Annotated in this window: 20 protein-coding genes; 10 read left to right on the forward strand and 10 right to left on the reverse strand. The window is 63.5% G+C overall.

Features of this window, described 5'->3' with window-relative positions; all coding sequences use genetic code 11:
- Positions 1-8 precede the first annotated feature (8 nt).
- The 7 genes from AC0L2K_RS00880 to mdh form a co-directional block, all read right to left on the reverse strand.
- Positions 9-2993, reverse strand: a complete 2985-nt coding sequence (locus tag AC0L2K_RS00880; protein WP_128170455.1) for a 2-oxoglutarate dehydrogenase E1 component — start codon at positions 2991-2993, stop codon at positions 9-11.
- A gap of 156 nt (positions 2994-3149) precedes the next feature.
- The gene (gene sucD / locus AC0L2K_RS00885) at positions 3150-4052 is read right to left on the reverse strand and encodes a succinate--CoA ligase subunit alpha (protein WP_128170456.1); all 903 of its coding nucleotides are present in this window, start codon (positions 4050-4052) and stop codon (positions 3150-3152) included.
- A 15-nt stretch (positions 4053-4067) separates the two neighbouring features.
- Positions 4068-4262, reverse strand: a complete 195-nt coding sequence (locus AC0L2K_RS00890; RefSeq protein ID WP_128170457.1) for a PIN domain-containing protein — start codon at positions 4260-4262, stop codon at positions 4068-4070.
- Positions 4252-4482, reverse strand: coding sequence for a hypothetical protein (locus AC0L2K_RS00895; RefSeq protein WP_023803364.1), 231 nt, complete (start codon positions 4480-4482; stop codon positions 4252-4254). The genes AC0L2K_RS00890 and AC0L2K_RS00895 overlap by 11 nt, the downstream gene beginning before the upstream one ends.
- Before the next feature lie 22 nt (positions 4483-4504).
- Complete coding sequence (locus AC0L2K_RS00900; protein WP_091592200.1) at positions 4505-4876, reverse strand: cupin domain-containing protein; 372 nt, start codon at positions 4874-4876, stop codon at positions 4505-4507.
- Between the two features lie 4 nt (positions 4877-4880).
- A complete protein-coding gene (sucC, locus tag AC0L2K_RS00905; protein ID WP_473530354.1) occupies positions 4881-6074 on the reverse strand; it encodes an ADP-forming succinate--CoA ligase subunit beta in 1194 nt (397 codons plus the stop codon).
- 42 nt (positions 6075-6116) lie between these two features.
- Positions 6117-7085, reverse strand: coding sequence for a malate dehydrogenase (gene mdh / locus AC0L2K_RS00910; protein ID WP_287259444.1), 969 nt, complete (start codon positions 7083-7085; stop codon positions 6117-6119).
- 223 nt (positions 7086-7308) lie between these two features.
- Between mdh and AC0L2K_RS00915 the strand changes: the two genes are divergently transcribed.
- Positions 7309-7752, forward strand: coding sequence for a GNAT family N-acetyltransferase (locus tag AC0L2K_RS00915; protein ID WP_473530355.1), 444 nt, complete (start codon positions 7309-7311; stop codon positions 7750-7752).
- 216 nt (positions 7753-7968) lie between these two features.
- Here the strand turns inward: AC0L2K_RS00915 and zapE are convergent, their stop codons facing one another.
- On the reverse strand, positions 7969-9171 hold the full coding sequence (zapE, locus tag AC0L2K_RS00920; protein WP_287259447.1) for a cell division protein ZapE: 1203 nt from the start codon (positions 9169-9171) through the stop codon (positions 7969-7971).
- Between the two features lie 136 nt (positions 9172-9307).
- Positions 9308-9847: a protease inhibitor Inh/omp19 family protein gene (locus AC0L2K_RS00925; RefSeq protein WP_128170462.1), complete on the reverse strand. Its 540-nt coding sequence runs from the start codon at positions 9845-9847 to the stop codon at positions 9308-9310.
- Between the two features lie 293 nt (positions 9848-10140).
- Between AC0L2K_RS00925 and AC0L2K_RS00930 the strand changes: the two genes are divergently transcribed.
- The 8 genes from AC0L2K_RS00930 (at position 10141) to AC0L2K_RS00965 (ending at position 17496) form a co-directional block, all read left to right on the forward strand.
- Positions 10141-11151 carry an MBL fold metallo-hydrolase gene (locus AC0L2K_RS00930; RefSeq protein ID WP_128175375.1) on the forward strand — a complete coding sequence of 337 codons (1011 nt, stop codon included), beginning with the start codon at positions 10141-10143 and terminating at the stop codon, positions 11149-11151.
- Between the two features lie 96 nt (positions 11152-11247).
- Entirely contained in the window at positions 11248-11409 is a 162-nt protein-coding gene (locus AC0L2K_RS00935; protein ID WP_128175373.1) for a DUF1328 family protein, read from the forward strand.
- A gap of 174 nt (positions 11410-11583) precedes the next feature.
- Positions 11584-12468, forward strand: a complete 885-nt coding sequence (dapF, locus tag AC0L2K_RS00940) for a diaminopimelate epimerase (RefSeq protein WP_128175371.1) — start codon at positions 11584-11586, stop codon at positions 12466-12468.
- Positions 12468-13787, forward strand: coding sequence for a tRNA (N(6)-L-threonylcarbamoyladenosine(37)-C(2))-methylthiotransferase MtaB (gene mtaB / locus AC0L2K_RS00945; protein WP_287225058.1), 1320 nt, complete (start codon positions 12468-12470; stop codon positions 13785-13787). Before dapF ends, mtaB begins: the two co-directional genes overlap by 1 nt.
- An 11-nt stretch (positions 13788-13798) precedes the next feature.
- The gene (gene ftsY / locus AC0L2K_RS00950; protein WP_473530356.1) at positions 13799-15547 is read left to right on the forward strand and encodes a signal recognition particle-docking protein FtsY; all 1749 of its coding nucleotides are present in this window, start codon (positions 13799-13801) and stop codon (positions 15545-15547) included.
- 62 nt (positions 15548-15609) lie between these two features.
- Complete coding sequence (locus AC0L2K_RS00955) at positions 15610-16284, forward strand: septation protein A (protein WP_023803351.1); 675 nt, start codon at positions 15610-15612, stop codon at positions 16282-16284.
- 18 nt (positions 16285-16302) lie between these two features.
- Positions 16303-16923, forward strand: coding sequence for a pyridoxamine 5'-phosphate oxidase family protein (locus tag AC0L2K_RS00960; protein WP_128171119.1), 621 nt, complete (start codon positions 16303-16305; stop codon positions 16921-16923).
- A gap of 39 nt (positions 16924-16962) precedes the next feature.
- A complete protein-coding gene (locus tag AC0L2K_RS00965; RefSeq protein WP_473530357.1) occupies positions 16963-17496 on the forward strand; it encodes an NADPH-dependent FMN reductase in 534 nt (177 codons plus the stop codon).
- Positions 17497-17707: 211 nt separating this feature from the next.
- Here AC0L2K_RS00965 and AC0L2K_RS00970 read toward each other — a convergent pair whose 3' ends face one another.
- Positions 17708-18622 (reverse strand): SMP-30/gluconolactonase/LRE family protein, encoded by a 915-nt coding sequence (locus AC0L2K_RS00970; RefSeq protein WP_473530358.1) that lies wholly within the window; start codon positions 18620-18622, stop codon positions 17708-17710.
- A gap of 273 nt (positions 18623-18895) precedes the next feature.
- Between AC0L2K_RS00970 and AC0L2K_RS00975 the strand changes: the two genes are divergently transcribed.
- Complete coding sequence (locus AC0L2K_RS00975) at positions 18896-19063, forward strand: hypothetical protein (RefSeq protein ID WP_023803346.1); 168 nt, start codon at positions 18896-18898, stop codon at positions 19061-19063.
- Positions 19064-19116: the final 53 nt, after the last annotated feature.

Here is a 19116-nt window from a genome sequence, read left to right on the forward strand (position 1 = left end):
ACTCTGTTCTATTCACCGAGCGCGTCTTCGAGCAAGGCGGCAAGCTGGGCGAGATGCTTCGACATCAACCCGGTCGCCGGCGACGCGGCGGCCGGCCGGCCGGTATAGCGCACCCGCTGGTGCTTGGCGTCGATATGCGCCAGCACCCATTCCAGATACGGATCGATGAACGACCAGGCGCCCATATTCTTGGGCTCCTCCTGGCACCAGACCATCTCGGCGTTGCGGAAGCGTGACAGTTCGGTGATCAGCGCCTTGGCCGGGAACGGATAGAGCTGTTCGACGCGCAGCAGGTAGATGTCGTTGATGCCGCGCTTCTCGCGCTCCTCGTAGAGGTCGTAATAGACCTTGCCCGAGCAGAGCACGACGCGGCGAATCTTCGAATCCTTGGTGAGCTTGATCGCCTGGCCGGGGAGTTGCTGGGCATCGTCCCACAACAGCCGGTGGAACGCGCTTTCGCCCGACATCTCCGGCAGTGTCGACACCGCCCGCTTGTGGCGCAGCAGCGACTTCGGCGTCATCAGGATCAGCGGCTTGCGGAAATCCCGCTTCAACTGCCGGCGCAGGATGTGGAAGTAGTTGGCCGGCGTCGTGCAGTAGGCCACTTGCATGTTGTCTTCGGCGCAAAGCTGCAGGAATCGCTCGAGCCTGGCCGACGAATGTTCCGGCCCCTGGCCTTCATAGCCATGCGGCAACAGGCAGACGAGGCCCGACATTCTGAGCCACTTGCGCTCGCCCGACGAGATGAACTGGTCGAACACCACCTGGGCGCCGTTGGCGAAATCGCCGAACTGCGCTTCCCAAAGCGTCAGCGCCTTCGGCTCGGCCAGGCTGTAGCCATATTCGAAGCCGAGCACGGCCTCTTCCGACAGCATCGAGTTGATGACCTCGAAACCGGCCTGCGCCGCCGACAGATTGTTGAGCGGGATGTAGCGTGTCTCGTCGCGCTGGTCGTAGAGCACGGAGTGGCGTTGCGAGAACGTGCCGCGCTCCGAATCCTGCCCGGACAGCCGGACCGGATTGCCGTCGAGCAGAATGGCGCCGAAGGCCAGCGCCTCGGCCGTCGACCAGTCGATGCCTTCGCCCGACTCGATCGCCTGGCGGCGGTTTTCGAGAAACCGCATGATCGTCTTGTGGGCCGCGAAATCCTTCGGCACCTCGGTCAGCTTCTTGCCGATTTCCTTCAGCGTCTTGACCGGCACGGCGGTCTTGCCGCGCCGCTGTTCGTCCTGGTTGTCGGCTGTGCGCAGGCCCGACCAGGCGCCATCCAGCCAGTCGGCCTTGTTGGGCTTATAGTGCTGGCCGACCTCGAATTCCTGCTCGAGATGTGCCCGCCAGTCGGCCTTCAGCTTGTCGAATTCGGCCTGGCTGATGTGGCCTTCGGCGATCAGCCGGTCGGCATAGATCTGCACCGTCGTCTTATGGTTGCGGATGTTGCGATACATGATCGGCTGGGTGAAGGCCGGTTCGTCGCCCTCATTGTGGCCGAAGCGGCGGTAGCAGAACATGTCGACCACGACAGGCTTGTGGAACCTCATGCGGAATTCGATGGCCACCTTGGTGGCATGGACCACGGCTTCCGGATCGTCGCCATTGACGTGGAAGATCGGCGCCTCGATCATCTTGGCGACATCCGACGGATAGGGCGACGAGCGCGAAAAGCGCGGGTTGGTGGTGAAGCCGATCTGGTTGTTGATGATGAAGTGCAGCGTGCCGGCGACGCGGTGGCCGCGCAAGCCGGACAAGCCGAGGATTTCGGCAATCACGCCTTGGCCGGCAAAGGCGGCGTCACCATGCAGGAGCAGCGGCAGCACCTTGGCGCGCTCTTCCAGCGGCACGATCTCTTCGCGGCTGCGGCCGAACAGAGAGTCCTGCTTGGCCCGCGCCTTGCCCATCACCACCGGATCGACGATTTCCAGGTGCGATGGATTGGCGGTCAGCGACAGGTGCACCTTGTTGCCGTCGAACTCGCGGTCCGACGAAGCACCGAGATGGTACTTCACGTCGCCCGAGCCCTCGACCTCGTCGGGCGCGGCCGAGCCGCCCTTGAACTCGTGGAAGATGGCGCGGTGCGGCTTGGCCATCACCTGGGAGAGCACGTTCAACCGGCCGCGATGCGCCATGCCGAGCACGATCTCCTTCATGCCGAGCTGGCCGCCGCGCTTGACGATCTGCTCCAGCGCCGGGATCAGCGCCTCGGCGCCGTCGAGGCCGAAGCGCTTGGTGCCCTTGTACTTGACGTCGATGAACTGCTCGAAGCCTTCCGCCTCGACCAGCTTCTGCAGGATCGCCTTTTTGCCGACGGCGGTGAAGGAGATCTCCTTGTCGGTGCCCTCGATGCGCGCCTGGATCCAGGCCTTCTCCTCGGGATCGGAAATATGCATGAACTCGACGCCGAGCGTCGAGCAATAGGTGCGGGTCAGGATGTCGAGCATCTGCCGGATGGTGCCGAATTCGAGCCCGAGCACATTGTCGAGGAAGATCGGGCGGTCGTAGTCGGCTGATGTGAAGCCGTAGTTTTCCGGCGACAGCTCGTTGTAATCCTCGAGCTTGGCGATGCCGAGCGGGTCGAGATTGGCGTGCAAATGGCCACGCATGCGGTAGGCGCGGATCATCATGATGGCGCGCACTGAATCGCGCGTCGCCTGATGGACGTCGGCGTCGGACAGGGCGACGCCGTTCATCACCGCCCTGTTCTGGACCTTCTTCTCGATGTGCTTCTCGACGATGCCCCAATCGCCGTCGAGCGCCGACACCAGTTCGCCATTGGCCTGCAGCGGCCACGAGGGCTTGGCCCATGAGGCGCCCTTGGCATTCTTGCGGACATCGCCGGCATCGTCCTTCAGCGCCGCGAAAAAATCCTGCCATTCGGGATCGACCGAAGCGGGATCGTCCTCATAGGCGGCGTAGAGCGCGTCGATATAATCGGCATTGCCGCCATAGAGGAAAGAGGTAAGCGAAAATTGGTCGTTGGCCTGATCTTGTCTTGCCATTTTTTCCGCGGAGCCTGGCTCCGTCTCCTGTTTTGGAGGGGAGTAAGGCAGTAAGGCAGTAGGGCAGTAGGGCAGTAGGGAGAACCAGGCACTTGCCATCGTTCGTCCCGTTCTTCCTATTCCCCTACTCCCATACTGCCCTACTCCCTTACTGCCTTAACCTTTTATCGCTTCGACCAGCGTGGTGCCGAGCCGAGCCGGCGACGGCGAAACCTTTATTCCGGCCGATTCCATCGCCGCGATCTTGTCCTCGGCGCCGCCCTTGCCGCCGGAAATCACCGCGCCTGCGTGACCCATGGTGCGGCCGGCCGGGGCCGTGCGCCCGGCGATGAAACCGGCCATCGGCTTCTTGCGGCCACGCTTGGCTTCGTCCTTGAGGAACTGCGCGGCGTCTTCCTCGGCCGAGCCGCCGATCTCGCCGATCATGATGATCGACTGTGTCTCGTCGTCGGCGAGGAACATCTCCAGCACGTCGATGAACTCCGTGCCTTTGACGGGGTCGCCACCGATGCCGACGGCGGTGGTCTGGCCGAGACCGACATTGGTGGTCTGGAACACTGCCTCATAGGTAAGCGTTCCCGAGCGGGAAACAACGCCGACCGAGCCCTTGCGGAAGATGTTGCCGGGCATGATGCCGATCTTGCATTCGTCGGGGGTCAGGACGCCTGGGCAGTTGGGACCGATCAGCCTCGACATCGAGCGGTCGAGCCGCGCCTTGACCTTGATCATGTCGATCACCGGGATGCCCTCGGTGATACAGATGATCAGCGGGATCTCGGCTTCGATCGCTTCCAGGATCGCCTCGGCGGCGCCCGCCGGCGGGACATAGACGACTGACGCATTGGCGCCGGTCTTCGCCTTGCCTTCAGCGACGGTGGAAAAGATCGGCAAGCTCTCGCCCGCGGCGCCGGTCCACGTCTCGCCACCCTTCTTCGGGTGGATGCCGCCGACCATATTTGTCCCGTGATAGGCCAGCGCCTGTTCGGTATGGAACGTGCCGGTCTTGCCGGTCAGGCCCTGCACGAGCACCTTGGTGTTCTTGTCGACGAGAATGGACATTTTTTTACGACCTGATCAGTGAGTGCGGAAGGGGTTGACGGCGACCACGGAGCCGTAGGCCTGCCCGGGGTTGAGGTCTTCGGTGTAAAGTGTGTTGACGCCAAGGCGCTCGGCGGCGGCGATGATTGCGCCATACTCCGCGCGCTTGGAATCGTGTCCGATGGCGGCACAGACGAGAATGTTCGTGTCGAGGCGGCACTCAGCGGTCATGGAGAGCTGCCCGGTTCCAAGTCTTGCTGCCCATGTCGCCTGAAGCCTCGTAGGCAAGCCTAAGCAGGGCTTGCCGAGCCCCGTCGTTGGCATGGCGCTTCGCGGCCACTGTCGCGAAAAACTCCCGCACCAAGGCGTCGACGGTCGTGCCCTGTTCAGCGGCCGTCAGCTTGACCTGCTCCAGAACCTCGTCTTCGACCGCCAGAGTGATGTTCTTCATTTCTCTTCCCCGCACAAGCTCCCTAAAGCCGCTTGAGATCGGCGACTGTGAGGTCGCTCTTGGCGTTGCCGGTGTTGAGCGTCGTCGCCGGCTCGAACATCAGCACCACCGGCTGTTCGCTCAGCGAGCGCGGCCGGTGCTCAATGGCGCGCGGCACGACGATGAACTCGCCGCTGCCAAGCTCCACCGTGCCGTCGCGGAAATCGATGGCGATGCGGCCGCGCAGCACCAGGAACGCTTCGTCCTCGTTGTCATGCGCGTGCCAATCGAAGATATCGCCGAACTTGGCGATCTTGACCTGGGCGTCGTTGACGTCGCCGGCGATATGCGGATCGAAGACCTTTTTGATCTTCTGATCCGCCGCCTCGACCAGGTTTATCTTGTGCGGAGGCACCAGATCAGCCCTTCACCGCCGCCACGATTTTCTTGGCCGCGTCGTCGAGGTCATCGGCCGAGACGACGTTGAGCCCGCTGTCGTTGATGATCTTCTTGCCGAGCTCGGCATTGGTGCCTTCCAGCCGCACCACCAGCGGCACTTGCAGGCCGACTTCCTTGACCGCCGCGATAACGCCCTCGGCAATGATGTCGCACTTCATGATGCCGCCGAAGATATTGATCAGGATGCCTTTGACCGCCGGGTCCTTGGTGATGATCTTGAACGCCGCCGTCACCTTCTCCTTCGACGCACCGCCGCCGACGTCGAGGAAGTTGGCGGGCTCGGCGCCGTAGAGCTTGATGATATCCATCGTCGCCATGGCGAGGCCGGCGCCGTTGACCATGCAGCCGATATTGCCGTCGAGCGCGACATAGGCGAGGTCGTATTTCGACGCCTCGATCTCCTTCTCGTCCTCTTCGGTAATGTCGCGCAGCTCCATCACGTCGGGATGGCGGAACAGCGCGTTGTTGTCGAACGACACTTTTGCGTCGAGCACGCGCAACCGGCCATCCTTCATGACGATCAGCGGGTTGACTTCGAGCAGGCTCATGTCCTTCTCGACGAAGGCTTTGTAGAGGATCGGGAACAACGTCTCGCCGTCCTTGGCGGCGTCGCCGTCGAGCTTCAGCGCGCCGTTGAGTTCTTTGAAATCATCCGCGGTTATGCCTTTTTCCGGGTCGATGGCGACGGTGATGATCTTTTCCGGCGTGTCGTGGGCGACCGCCTCGATATCCATGCCACCCTCGGTCGAAACGACGAAGGCGATGCGGCCGACGGAGCGATCGACCAGCAGCGACAGATAGAGCTCGCGCTCGATGTCGGCGCCGTCCTCGATGTAGAGGCGGTTGACCTGCTTGCCCGCCGGGCCGGTCTGCTTGGTGACCAGCGTGTGGCCAAGCATTTCCTTGGCGTTGGCGACGACCTCGGCCACCGATTTCGCCAGCCTGACGCCGCCCTTGGCGTCGGGGCCAAGCTCCCTGAACTTGCCCTTGCCGCGGCCGCCGGCATGGATCTGGCTTTTCACCACATAGAGCGGGCCGGGCAGTGCCTTGGCGGCGGCTTCCGCCTCGCTTGCCCTAAACACCGGCACGCCTTCGGCCACCGGTGCGCCAAAGCCCTTCAGCAGCGCCTTGCCCTGATATTCATGGATGTTCATGCGCGTTGTCTCCAGATCACTTTACTGGCGGGTCACTTCGGATCATTTGGCGGCGAGTTGCGGAGCGATCTTGACGCAAGCCTCGCACAGGCCCTGCACCGCCGCCACCGAATTGTCGAACATCTTCTGCTCGGCCTTAACGAGCTCGATCTCGATGACGCGCTCGACACCGCCGGAGCCGATCACCACCGGCACGCCGACATAGGTGTTCTTGACACCATACTGGCCGGAGAGATGCGCAGCACAGGGCAGCACGCGCTTCTTGTCCTTGAGATAGGCTTCGGCCATCGCGATCGCCGAGGCGGCCGGTGCGTAGAAGGCCGAGCCGGTCTTGAGCAGGCCGACGATCTCGGCGCCGCCGTCGCGGGTGCGCTGCACGATCTGGTCGAGCTTTTCCTTCGAGGTCCAGCCCATCTTGATGAGGTCGGGCAGCGGGATGCCGGCGACCGTCGAATAGCGGATCATCGGCACCATGGAATCGCCATGGCCGCCGAGCACGAAGGCGGTGACATCCTCGACCGACACCTTGAATTCTTCGGCCAGGAAATAGCGAAAGCGCGAACTGTCGAGCACGCCGGCCATGCCCACGACATGGCTCTTCGGCAGGCCGGAAAACTTCTGCAGCGCCCAGACCATGGCGTCGAGCGGGTTGGTGATGCAGATGACGAAGGCTTTCGGCGCGTATTTCTTGAGACCCGCGCCAACCTGCTCCATGACCTTCAGATTGATGCCGAGAAGGTCGTCGCGGCTCATGCCGGGCTTGCGCGGCACGCCGGCGGTGACGATGCAGACGTCGGCACCCTCGATGCCGGCATAATCGTTGACGCCGGTCAGCCTGGAATCGAACCCATCAACCGGCGACGACTGCGCGATATCCAGCCCTTTGCCTTGCGGGATGCCCTCGGCGATATCGAACAGCACAACGTCGCCGAGATCCTTGAGGCCGATCATGTGGGCGAGCGTGCCGCCGATCATGCCCGAGCCGATGAGCGCTATCTTGTTGCGTGCCATGTCAGGATGTTTTCCCTTTAGACTGTGACGGCGCCCAATCCCTTAAGGAATTGGATGACGGCGTCGAGGAAGGAGGCCGGAATGCTGCGGGGAAGCCGCGAAGATTTCGCCGCACCCAATAGCCCCGGCGCATAAAATATTCAAACGATTATTTTGGAGTGAGATTTTTCAATCGGTTAGATGGATTGGGATTTACGTAAACGTCAAAAGAGATTGAGCCGACTTGGGAAAGCTACGCAATGAAGATGGAATAAGAAGGCTGTTTTCCGGCGATGACGCCCTTGTGATGCGGGTCGCCGAAGATGTGTTCGATGAACCCGTCAGGTTGGATCGGTTGGCAGCGTATCTCCGCGAACCCGGTCATTTCATGATCGTGGCATTGGCCGATGGCACAGTCGTCGGCCAATGCGCGGCCGTCATCCACCGCCACCCGGACAAGGTGAGCGAACTCTACATCGACGAAGTCGGCGTGGCGCCGGCCTTCCAGCGCCAGGCCATAGCGACGAAGATGCTCGACGCCATGTTTGAGCTCGGCCGGGAGCATGGCTGCGAGGAGGCCTGGGTCGGCACCGAGCCGGACAATGTGGCGGCCCAGGCGCTTTATGAGTCGCGCAAGGAGCCGCGCGGGCCGGCGGAGGCGTTCGTCATGTATGTGTATCGACTATAGACGCCGGCGGGACAGCGCCCCCTCTGTCCTGCCGGACATCTCCCCCACATGGGGGGAGATCGGCGGTTTTGACGACGGGCTTCTTCCACAACGCTGGAAACTGGCGAAGGTCGAGGCGACATCTGATCTCCCCCCTTGAGGGGCCCTTGAGGGGCCCTTGAGGGGGAGACGTCCGGCAGGACAGAGGGGGTGTGCCGGAACTCTACGAAACGAGGTTCAGGCCCGAACCTGCCTCGCCTCCGCAGGCACCACCCGCGCCTTCTGCCTCTCCACCCAGTCTTCCAGCCATTCGTGGCTCTGCATCTCGATCAGCCGCGACGCGGTGCGCTCGAACTCGAAGACCTCGTTGCCGCGCCTAGCCGTATACAGCTCCGCTGGCGGTGCGGCGGCGCTCACCACCAGCCGCACATGATGGTCGTAGAGCGTGTCGACCAGCAGGATGAAGCGCTTCGCCTCGTTGCGCATGCCTTCGCCAAGCACCGGCACATGATCGATGAAGACGGTCGAGAAGCGGCTGGCAATCGCCAGGAAATCGCGGGCACCGAGCGGGTTTTCGCAGAGATCGGCAAAGGAAAACCGCGCCGCTTCGCCGGCGGCGCGCGGCACGACGACCTGCCGGCCCTTTACCGTCAGGGCCGCTGCCTGCGTCGGCCTGCCATGCGTCATCACTTTCCAGGCCTCGTCGAGGACAGCATCGGCCGCGGCATCGGCAGGGGTGACATAGACCGGCAGGCGGCTGAGCTTGTCCAGCCGATAGTCCTTGTCGGCATCGAGGGCAATCACCTGCGCATGCCGCTCCAGGATGCCGATGAAGGGAAGGAAAAGCTTGCGGTTCAAGCCGTCGCCGTAGAGATCCTGCGGCGCGACATTGGACGTGGCGACCAGCACGACGCCGTTGGCAAACAGCGCCGAGAACAGCCGCGACAGGATCATGGCATCGGCGATGTCGGTGACGGAAAACTCGTCGAAGCACAGCACCCAGGCTTCCTCGGCCAACGCGCGGGCCACCGGCGCGATCGGGTCGTCTTCCCTGACGGCGCCCTCTTTACGCGCCTGCCGGTGCTTCTGGATGCGGTCCTGCACATCGGCCATGAAGTCGTTGAAATGCACACGGCGCTTGCGCCGGACCGGCACCAGCTCGAAGAACATGTCCATCAGCATGGTCTTGCCACGGCCGACGCCGCCGTGGATATAGAGGCCCTTGACGGCCTCGCGCGTCTCGCGCTTGCGAGCGAACAGCCAGCCCAGCGCGCTCGATTTGTGCGCCAGCCGTTTTGCCGAAATCTCGTCGATCAACCGATCGAGTGCCGCGACGACCCGCTCCTGCGCCGGATCGCGGTCGATCACGCCCGTATCGACCCAATGGTCGTAACGCTGCCGGACGGTCGCATGGGTCTGAAGGCCGTCACGCAGATGCATCGGTCACGTCGTTCCGGAGCAATTCCAATATGTGTAGCGGTTTTCTGTCCGGAATTGCGTAAAAACAAAAGAGAGCAATTCCGGGAAAGCGTGTAGCGGTTTTCGGAATCGCCTAAAAACAATAAGGGCGGGCGGGTCAGCCTCTTGTAAGCGAGATCGGCAGGCCGTTGGAAGTCTGGCCGTCGAATTTCTCTCCGCCCGAGGAATAGAGCCGTGCCAGCGTGCCGCCATTCGCGTCGTACAGCGTCAACTGCTTGCCGGCGACGTTCCAGGATTTGATGCCGTCGATCGGCGCCGGGCAATGCAGTGGTCCAGCCCGATAGCCGGAGCCGAATTTGGTTTGCGGCGTCGCCACCTGGCAGCTCTGGCCGGACACGCTGGCCTTCCACACGCCGGCGACGCTGCTTGCGGTAAGATCCGGGGCTCCGGCCGGAGCCGTTCCGTCCGGCGGCAGCGAGGCGACCTGAGGGCCTTGCGGCGCCGTCGGAAATTTCGACGGGTCGGCGGTGCCAGGCGACGCCGGCGGCGGCAGCTGGTTTGCGGTCACCGTGCCGGAGGGCGCGGCTTGCAGCGGCGCCGGCTGCTGGTCCATCGGCGAGAACCGTGACGTTGAACAGCCGCTCGCAAAGAGCGCGGCCAGCGATACGGCCAGCAGACCGGTTTTCGAAAAATTCATTTCAAACCTCCGTCGGGTCCGGCCGGGCTGCCGTCCGCACAATATCCCCCTTACCAAGACGGAGAAGGTGGCAAAATTTCAACCCTGTATGGTTAAAATAGCATTTGCGGCGGCACCTGTTGCAACTTTGCCACAAATGCGTGCCGCCCGAAAACCTGTCCTGGGGGTCTGACGCGAGACTGCGCAGCGGTTTGCCAGGACAGGCCTGCCCCTGGCGTCCGGCCGCCAAATGCTTGCGCCAGCCCGCTTCGGTCCTATCTCTGATGAAACCGAACCTTGCCGGAGGCGAAATCTTGGCTGCGAGGAAAAGGGCGGCCAACCGCTACTATAGCGGGCCGCCCAGCGATCATTTCGACGGCACCTTGTTCTTCAATCCCAACGGCAAGTTGCCTGCCCGCTTTTCCGATCTTTTGAAGTGGCAGCTGGGCGGCGAACGCTCGAAATGGCCGTCGGCGAATCCAAGTCCGTTTCATCAGGCGACACCGGCCAAACGGATCGACGGCTCTGAACTGAGGCTGACCATGGTCGGCCATTCCACGCTGCTCATCCAGACAGCCGGCCTGAACATCCTCACCGACCCGGTCTGGTCGCGGCGCGCCTCGCCGCTCCCCTTTGCCGGGCCGAAACGGGTCAATCCGCCCGGCATCGCCTTTTCCAGCCTGCCGCCGATCGATCTCGTATTGGTCAGCCATAACCACTACGACCATCTGGACCTCGCCACGCTGAAGCGGCTGAAGACAAAGCATGACCCGCTGGTGCTGACGCCGCTCGGCAACGACGCCATCATCGACGATGGCGTTCCCGGAATGCGGCTTTCCGTGCATGACTGGGGCGAGCGGGTCGAGATCGGCAAGGACGTCGCCGTCCATGTCGAGCCGGTGCACCACTGGTCGGCGCGCGGCACCCGCGACCGGCGCATGGCGCTGTGGGCGGGTTTTGTGGTCGAGACGCCGGGCGGAAAGGTCTATTTCGCCGGCGACACCGGTTTCCACGATGGCATCAACTACCGGCTGATGGCCGCAAGGCACGGTGGCTTCCGCCTCGCCATCCTGCCGATCGGCGCCTACGAGCCGCGCTGGTTCATGGCGCCACACCACCAGAACCCGGAGGAGGCGGTGCAAGGCATGCTGTTGTGCAACGCCGCCTATGCCGCCGGCTGCCATTGGGGCACGTTCCGGCTCACCAACGAGCCGATCGACGAGCCGGCAAGAAAGCTGGGCGAGGCCCTCAACGATCAAGGTGTCCCGCAAGAACGCTTTCGCGCCCTGCGTCCCGGCGAAGTCTGGGACGTGCCGGCGCTCTAGGCTGGCGACCCGGCCCCCCAGAGGCCCCCGGGGGAACCCGGGACGTCGTAAACGCGTTGATGGTGGTCCACAACCGTCGGCTGCGAGGGATTTCCCATGATCAAATGGATTGTGATTCTTCTGATAATCGCGGCCGCGGCCAGCCTGCTCGGCATGCCGGCATTGGCCGGAGCCGCTGCCACCGGCGCCCGCATTCTCATCGGCATCGTGCTGATCATCTTCCTGCTGGTCATGCTTGGCGTCTTCGCTGTGGCGTAGACGCATCGGCCCGAAAATCGGAATCGATTTTCAGAAGGCACGATGCGCGGGTTCAAAATGTCGGAGCGCACTTTGTGCGTCCAAGTCGACGCACGGCGCGCTGGCGTCTCGCACTGGTAATTCCGGCCGCTATCCGCCATATAGGCGCCAAACCGGCATGAGACCTTTCGATCCATGGCAAGCACTGCCCCCTTCGCCAAGATGAACGGCATCGGCAACGAAATCATCGTTGCCGACATGCGCGGTCGCGCCGACCGGGTGGCGCCGGCTGCCGCCCTTGCGCTCAATGCCGATGCCGCGACGAAGTTCGATCAGATCATGGCGATCCACGACGCCAGAACGCCGGGCACTGCCTTTTTCATCGACATCCTGAATTCCGACGGAACCGGCGCGCAGGCCTGCGGCAACGGCATGCGCTGCGTGGTGCAGGCGCTTGCCGCCGAGACCGGCCAGAAGACATTCGCCTTCGAGACCGTCGCCGGCATCCTCAACGCCGAAGAACATGCCGACGGGCTGATCTCGGTCGACATGGGCAAGCCGCGTTTCGGCTGGCAGGATATTCCGCTCGCCGAGGAATTCCGCGATACCCGCATGATCGAGCTGCAGGTCGGCCCGATCGACGCGCCGGTGCTGCACTCGCCCTCGGTCGTGTCGATGGGCAATCCGCACGCCATCTTCTGGGTCGACCGCGACGTCTGGTCCTATGAGCTCGACCGCTTCGGTCCGCTGCTCGAAAGCCACCCGATCTTCCCCGAACGCGCCAACATCACCATCGCGCGGGTGACCTCGGCCGAGACGATGGTCATCCGCACCTGGGAGCGCGGCGCCGGCCTGACCAAGGCCTGCGGCACAGCGGCCTGTGCCGCCGCCGTCGCTGCCGCGCGCACCAGGCGGACCGGACGCAGCGTCTCCCTGGTGACGCCCGGAGGTGGCTCCTTGCATGTCGAGTGGCGCGGCGACGACCACGTCATCCTCACCGGCGCCGCCGAATGGGAATTTTCCGGCAGCTTCGACCCGGCGACCGGCGTGTGGGCCCGCGACACCGAAAGCGCCGCCTGATGGCTCCCCTTGCCAAGAAGGATCCCGCTCTTCCCAAAAGTGTTGACGTCGTCACCTTCGGCTGCCGGCTGAACACCTACGAATCCGAGGTGATGCGGCGAGAGGCGGAAAGCGCCGGCCTTGGCGCGCTGGAAGGCGGCGCCATCATCTTTAACACCTGCGCCGTCACCGGCGAGGCGGTGCGCCAGGCAAAACAGTCGATCCGCAAAGCCCGCCGCGAGAATCCGGCCGCCCGCATCATCGTCACCGGCTGCGCCGCGCAGACCGAGCCGCAGAATTTCGTCGCCATGGACGAGGTCGATCTCGTCCTTGGCAACGAGGAAAAGCTGAAGGCGCATTCCTATCGCGCGCTGCCGGATTTCGGCGTCAACGACACCGAGAAGGCTCGCGTCAATGATATCTTTTCGGTGCGCGAGACGGCCGGCCACATGGTCGACGCCATCGAAGGCCGGGCGCGGGCGTTCGTCCAGGTTCAGAACGGCTGCGACCACCGCTGCACCTTCTGCATCATCCCCTATGGCCGCGGCAATTCGCGCTCGGTGCCGATGGGCGCCGTGGTCGAGCAGGTCAAGCGGCTGAGCGGCAATGGTTATGCCGAGATCGTGCTGACCGGCGTCGACATGACCAGTTTCGGCGCCGACCTGCCGGGCAGCCCGAAGCTCGGCAAATTGGTCAAGACAATCCTGAAGCAGGTGCCTGACGTGAAACGCCTGCGCCTTTCCTCGATCGATTCGATCGAGGCTGACGACGATCTGCTCGACGCCATCGCCACCGAGCCCCGGCTGATGCCGCATCTGCATCTGTCGCTGCAGTCCGGTGACGACATGATCCTGAAGCGGATGAAGCGCCGGCACAACCGGGATCAGTCGATCCGTTTTTGCCAGGATTTGCGCAAATTGCGTCCCGGCATCGTCTTCGGCGCCGACATCATCGCCGGCTTCCCGACCGAGACGGACGCCATGTTCGAAAAATCGTTGGAGATCGTCGAGGAATGCGGGCTGACGCATCTCCACGTCTTTCCGTTTTCGCCGCGCGAAGGCACCCCCGCCGCGCGCATGCCGCAGCTTCGCCGCGAACTGGTCAAGCAGCGTGCGGCACGGCTGCGCGCCGCCGGTGACGCCGCCTATCGCAGCCACCTTTCCTCGCTCGCCGGAACACGCCAGTCGATCCTGATCGAGCGCGACGGGCTCGGCCGCACCGAAGGGTTTACGCTTGCCGCGATCTCCGAGGGTGCGCCGGGCGAAATCGTTAAGGCCGATATCGCCGGCGATGACGGCTCGCGGCTGATCGCGGCGCCGCTTGCCGCCCGCGCCGCCTGAGACGCAAGAACATGGCTGGTTTTCTCAAGAAGATATTTTCGTTCGGCAAGAAGGAAGTGGTCGAGGAGCGGATCGACGAGACCGCACCGCTGCCGCCGATCAAATGGGACGCGCTCGAGGCACTGAAACCGGCGGCCGAGCAAGCCGTTCCGGAATTTTTGAAACGCGAAGAGCCTTGGCCCGAAGCAGAAGCTGCGCCTCCGGCACAGCCGGTGCCTGTTGAAGAGGCCGAGCCTGCTCAGCCGGAGCCTGATCCGGTCGAAGAGCCAGAGCAGATTCCGGCTGCTCCCGTGATTCCCGAGCCAACTCCGGAGCCGCAGGACGTTCCTGAGCCCGAGCAGCCGGAAATCGCCCCGAAGAAACAACCCGAACCTGCGTCCGTCGAAGCGTCCACTCAGCTTCCATCATCAGCGGCTGGCGCCGCTGCGCTGACGCCCCCCTCTCCCCGTCCTTCACGGGGAGAGGGTAAGGGTGAGGGGCAGCGCGGACCTGCGCAAGATGCCGCACCGACGGCCGAAATCCCGCCCCCCATTCGCCAGCCAGCGCCGATCGAGGCGAAGCCGGTCCTTACCGAGATCGCGCCCGAACCTGAAGCCATACCGGCGCCCCGCCCTCCCCTCGATGGGGAGGGTCGCCGCGAAGCGGCGGGGTTGGGTGACAGCGCCGGCGCCAGTCACCCTCACCCCCGAGCTTCTCTCGGGACCTCCCCCATCGCGGGGGAGGTAAAGCGCGAGCCCGTTCCGCAACCACCGCCGGAGCCAAAGCCGGCTCCCGGCAAGGTCACCGTCACCAGGAAGGTCGGGCAGAGAGCCGAACCGCAGAAGGCGCCGGAACCGGCACCGAAACGCTCGTGGTTCCAGCGCATGAAGGAGGGGCTCGCCCGCTCTTCCCGGGAACTGTCAGGCAACATCGCCGGCGTCTTCACCAAGCGCAAGCTCGACGAGGACACGCTGCAGGATCTGGAGGACGTGCTGATCCGCGCCGATCTCGGCATGGAGACGGCTTTGCGCATCACCGATTCGCTGGCTGCCAGCCGCTACGGCAAGGACGTCTCCGAGACGGAAGTCCGCGCCATCATGGCGACCGAGGTTGAGAAGGTGCTGACCCATGTCGCCTTGCCGCTGGAGCTCGACCTCAGCCACAAGCCGCATGTCATCCTTGTCGTCGGCGTCAACGGCACCGGCAAGACCACGACCATCGGCAAGCTGGCGGCAAAGCTGACCGACGGCGGCCTGTCGGTGATGCTCGCCGCCGGCGACACGTTCCGTGCCGCCGCGATCGAGCAATTGAAGATCTGGGGCGAGCGCACCAGGTCGCCGGTCATCGCCTCGAAGCTTGGCGCCGACGCCGCCGGCCTCGCCTACGATGCCTTCGAACAGGCCAGGCAAGCCGGCTCCGACGTGCTGATCATCGACACCGCCGGGCGGCTGCAGAACAAGACCGAGCTGATGGCGGAACTCGAAAAGATCGTCCGGGTGCTGGGCAAGCTCGATCCGGAGGCGCCGCACACCGTGCTGCAGACGGTCGACGCCACCACCGGCCAGAACGCGCTCAACCAGGTCGAGATCTTCCGCAATGTCGCCGGCGTCAACGGCCTGGTGATGACCAAGCTGGACGGCACGGCACGCGGCGGTATTCTGGTGGCGATTGCGGCAAAGCATAAATTGCCGGTTTATTTCATCGGCGTCGGCGAACAGGTCGACGACCTCGAACCATTCTCCGCAAGCGAGTTCGCCAGGGCGATCGCTGGAGTGGCATAACAAGCTTGATCCCAGGAAGTTGCAGACTTTTTGGACAGGATCATGCGCAAGAAGGAAAGCCTATGAACCCGCGCATCCTCGAACGCGACCCGTCCGACCCGCAGAAACAGAAGAAGGAAGGCGTCAATCCGCTGCTCAAGCTGGTGCTGGAGCTCGGCCCGTTGATGGTGTTCTTCTTCGCCAACGCCCGTGGCGCATGGCTGTCGCAGAAATTTCCGGTGCTGGCCGAATTCGGCGGACCGATCTTCGTCGCCACCGGCCTGTTCATGGCCGCGACCGCGATCGCGCTGGCCGCGTCCTGGCTGCTCACCCGCACCTTGCCGATCATGCCGATGGTGTCGGGCGTCGTCGTCTTCGTCTTCGGCGCGCTGACGCTCTACCTGCAGGACGACATCTTCATCAAGATGAAGCCGACAATCGTCAACATGCTGTTCGGCGGCGTGCTGCTCGGCGGCCTGTTCTTCGGCAAGTCGCTGCTCGGCTACGTCTTCGATTCGGCCTTCAGCCTCGATGCCGAGGGCTGGAAGAAACTCACCTTCCGCTGGGGCCTGTTTTTCCTGTTCCTGGCCCTTGTCAACGAAGTGGTCTGGCGGAATTTTTCCACCGACGCCTGGGTTACCTTCAAGGTCTGGGGCATCATGCCGATCACCCTTCTTTTCACCTTCAGCCAGATGCCGCTGATCATGCGCCATTCGCTTGAAGGCAAGACCGGAACGGAAGGGAAGCCCGGCAAGTAACGATTTTAAGGAGAGGGCATGGAATTCGTCACCACGCGCGAAGAGCTGAGAACGATCTACAAGACGCCTCGGCCGACCGACGGCTCGATCCGCAAGGAACTGAAGGCGCTGGATGGCCACGGCCGTTCCTTCATCGGCAAAAGCCCCTTCGTGCTGATTGGCTCCTCGGACGGCGCCGGCAATGCCGATGTGACGCCGAAGGGCGATAGGCCGGGCTTTGCCGCCGTGCTCGACGAGAAGACCATCGCCATCCCCGACCGGCCCGGCAACAACCGGCTCGACACGCTGGAGAACATTCTTCTCAACCCTTCGGTCGGGCTGCTTTTCCTCATCCCGGGCATGAACGAGACGCTGCGCGTCAACGGCGACGCCCGCATCACCGTCGATGCGGCTTTGCGCGAGCGGCTCGCCGTCGACGGCAAGGAACCGCAAAGCGTCGTCCTGGTGACGGTCAAGGCCGCCTACATGCATTGCGCCAAGGCCTTCATGCGCTCCGATCTGTGGAAGCCGGAAACCTGGTACGACCGCGCGACGCTGCCGACGCTCGGCCAGATCCTGCGCGACCAGCTGGCGCTCGCCGATTCGGCCGAGGCGACCGACCGCTGGCTGGACGAAGAATACAAACACACCATGTGGTAGTGTGCCCGACCACGAATCGCCGAGCCCGCCTCTAAGCCTTTGCTGAACATCCTCGCCATTTCCGGCAGCCTGCGCGCCGCCTCGACCAATTCGGCCCTGGTCGCGGCGCTCGCGCAAAACGCGCCGCCGGACTGTCACGTATCCGTCTATGACGGGCTTGGCCGGCTGCCGATTTTCAATCCGGATGACGAAGGCGAGCGGACGCCACCGCAAGCATCCGCGCTGATCGACGCGGTCACCGCCGCGGACGGCGTGATCGTCTCCTGCCCTGAGTATGCCCATGGCGTACCGGGCGGGCTGAAGAACGCGCTCGACTGGCTGGTGTCGCGCGATGCAGCTGTCGGCAAGCCGGCCATGCTGGTGCACACCTCGCCGCGCTCGCTGTTTGCCCGCGCGGCTCTGGCCGAGATCATGCGCACCATGTCTTTCGCGCTTTTTGAAGACACCGCGCTCGAAATCGCCCTGCTCGGCAAGAGGCCACCGGAGGTGGACAAAATCCTGTCGGAGCCGGCAAGCCAACTGGCAATGCACAACGCCATTTCGGCCTTCGCCGATTTCATCCGGTCGCGTTAAGCGGCGGCCACCGTGCTTTCGTTATCCCGGGCGGAGCGAATGCTAAGCGCGTCGGCGACGAAGCCCCCAAGTGGGGGAGATGCCCGGCAGGGCAGAGCGGGGCGCTGTCCCGCAGCCTCTCGCAAATTTCCCTTCGGTCTCAACGCCGCGACATTGGTCTCGCCGACGAACCAGTCACGCGCAGCGACCTCTTCGAAGACCCCAGGGCCGCTCAAAATGTCTTTGCGCCGTTGACCATCAGCCGGACCATGTAGAGCGAGGTCGTGCCGGCGATGTAGAGGCAGTTCAGCTTGCCGCCGCCGAACACGCAATTGGCGACGACTTCCGGCACCTTGATCTTGCCGATCAGCGTTCCGTCGGGATCGTAGCAATGGATGCCGTCGGCGGCACTGGTCCAGATCCGGCCTTGGTCGTCGAGCCTAAAACCATCGAACAGGCCGGCCGTGCAATCGGCGAAGACCTTTCCGCCTGAGATCTTCTTGCCGGCCCCTTCGACATCGAACACCCGCATATGCGCCGGATTCTGCGCGCCATGCGTGCGGCCGGTATCGACGACATAGAGCTTGCTCTCGTCGAGCGAGAAGGCAAGCCCGTTGGGCCTGACCATGTCGGTGATCACCGCTTCGATCTCGCCGGTGCCGGGGTCGGCCCGGTAGACATGGCAGGCGCCGATCTCGCTCTCGGCCTTGTCGCCCTCATAATCCGTATCGATGCCGTAGGTCGGGTCGGTGAACCAGATCGAACCATCGGACTTGACCACCGCATCGTTGGGCGAGTTCAGCCGCTTGCCGCGCCATTTGTCGGCTATGGTGGTGATCGAGCCGTCATGCTCGGTGCGGCTGACCCGGCGGCCCGAATGCTCGCAAGTGACCAGCCGGCCCTGCCGGTCGACGGTGTTGCCGTTGGAATTGCCCGACGGCTGCCGGAACACGCTGACGCTGCCGTCGGTCTCGTCGTAGCGCAGCATGCGGTTGTTGGGAATGTCGGACCAGACCACATAACGGCCGGCCGCAAACCAGGCCGGCCCTTCGGCCCACCGGCATCCGGTGAACAGCTTGTCCACCTGTGCGTTGCCGTTGAACAGCCGCGCAAAGCGTGGATCGAGAATTTCGTAGTCTTCGGCCATGGTTTTCTCCCGGGTCATGCAAATCGTTGGTGCCGGCGCGATCAAGCCAGCCGGCGATCGATATGGCAAGATCGTGTATCGGGACAGGCAATGCGGCCCTTGCTCGACTGACGGATGGAAGGGCGGGCCCATGCGCCGTTAACCGGCTATGCGCCCAGCGCAATGGTGCATTGCAACATCTTCTTTTTGCGATGCACCATAACTATGTCATGCTGCGTATCGATCAGGGAGGAACAACCTGCCGCAACAAAGCGGCACAGAAGGAACCTCGCTATGATTCTCGACAGCCTAATGAGCCGCGCTCGCACCAGCATCGCCAAGCGCCGGCAATACAACCGCCTCATCGCCGAAATCGATTCGTTTTCCAGCCGCGATCTGGCCGACATGCGCGCCGACCGCAGCGAAATGCTCTACCAGGTCCACAAGCAGGTCTACGGCTGAATCTTCGGTCGACCTATCACGTTCGTAATCCTTGGGCGTAACGACGCAAAGCG

This window comes from Mesorhizobium sp. WSM4817, assembly GCF_055811135.1.

Excerpts from the sequence above, each read along its gene's own strand:
- AC0L2K_RS00880 (WP_128170455.1), bottom strand. The coding sequence starts at position 2,993 with ATGGCAAGACAAGATCAGGCCAACGACCAATTTTCGCTTACCTCTTTC.
- sucD (WP_128170456.1), bottom strand. The coding sequence starts at position 4,052 with ATGTCCATTCTCGTCGACAAGAACACCAAGGTGCTCGTGCAGGGCCTG.
- AC0L2K_RS00890 (WP_128170457.1), bottom strand. The coding sequence starts at position 4,262 with ATGACCGCTGAGTGCCGCCTCGACACGAACATTCTCGTCTGTGCCGCC.
- AC0L2K_RS00895 (WP_023803364.1), bottom strand. The coding sequence starts at position 4,482 with ATGAAGAACATCACTCTGGCGGTCGAAGACGAGGTTCTGGAGCAGGTC.
- sucC (WP_473530354.1), bottom strand. The coding sequence starts at position 6,074 with ATGAACATCCATGAATATCAGGGCAAGGCGCTGCTGAAGGGCTTTGGC.
- mdh (WP_287259444.1), bottom strand. The coding sequence starts at position 7,085 with ATGGCACGCAACAAGATAGCGCTCATCGGCTCGGGCATGATCGGCGGC.
- zapE (WP_287259447.1), bottom strand. The coding sequence starts at position 9,171 with ATGCATCTGCGTGACGGCCTTCAGACCCATGCGACCGTCCGGCAGCGT.
- AC0L2K_RS00925 (WP_128170462.1), bottom strand. The coding sequence starts at position 9,847 with ATGAATTTTTCGAAAACCGGTCTGCTGGCCGTATCGCTGGCCGCGCTC.
- AC0L2K_RS00935 (WP_128175373.1), top strand. The coding sequence starts at position 11,248 with ATGATCAAATGGATTGTGATTCTTCTGATAATCGCGGCCGCGGCCAGC.
- dapF (WP_128175371.1), top strand. The coding sequence starts at position 11,584 with ATGGCAAGCACTGCCCCCTTCGCCAAGATGAACGGCATCGGCAACGAA.
- mtaB (WP_287225058.1), top strand. The coding sequence starts at position 12,468 with ATGGCTCCCCTTGCCAAGAAGGATCCCGCTCTTCCCAAAAGTGTTGAC.
- ftsY (WP_473530356.1), top strand. The coding sequence starts at position 13,799 with ATGGCTGGTTTTCTCAAGAAGATATTTTCGTTCGGCAAGAAGGAAGTG.
- AC0L2K_RS00955 (WP_023803351.1), top strand. The coding sequence starts at position 15,610 with ATGAACCCGCGCATCCTCGAACGCGACCCGTCCGACCCGCAGAAACAG.
- AC0L2K_RS00960 (WP_128171119.1), top strand. The coding sequence starts at position 16,303 with ATGGAATTCGTCACCACGCGCGAAGAGCTGAGAACGATCTACAAGACG.
- AC0L2K_RS00970 (WP_473530358.1), bottom strand. The coding sequence starts at position 18,622 with ATGGCCGAAGACTACGAAATTCTCGATCCACGCTTTGCGCGGCTGTTC.
- AC0L2K_RS00975 (WP_023803346.1), top strand. The coding sequence starts at position 18,896 with ATGATTCTCGACAGCCTAATGAGCCGCGCTCGCACCAGCATCGCCAAG.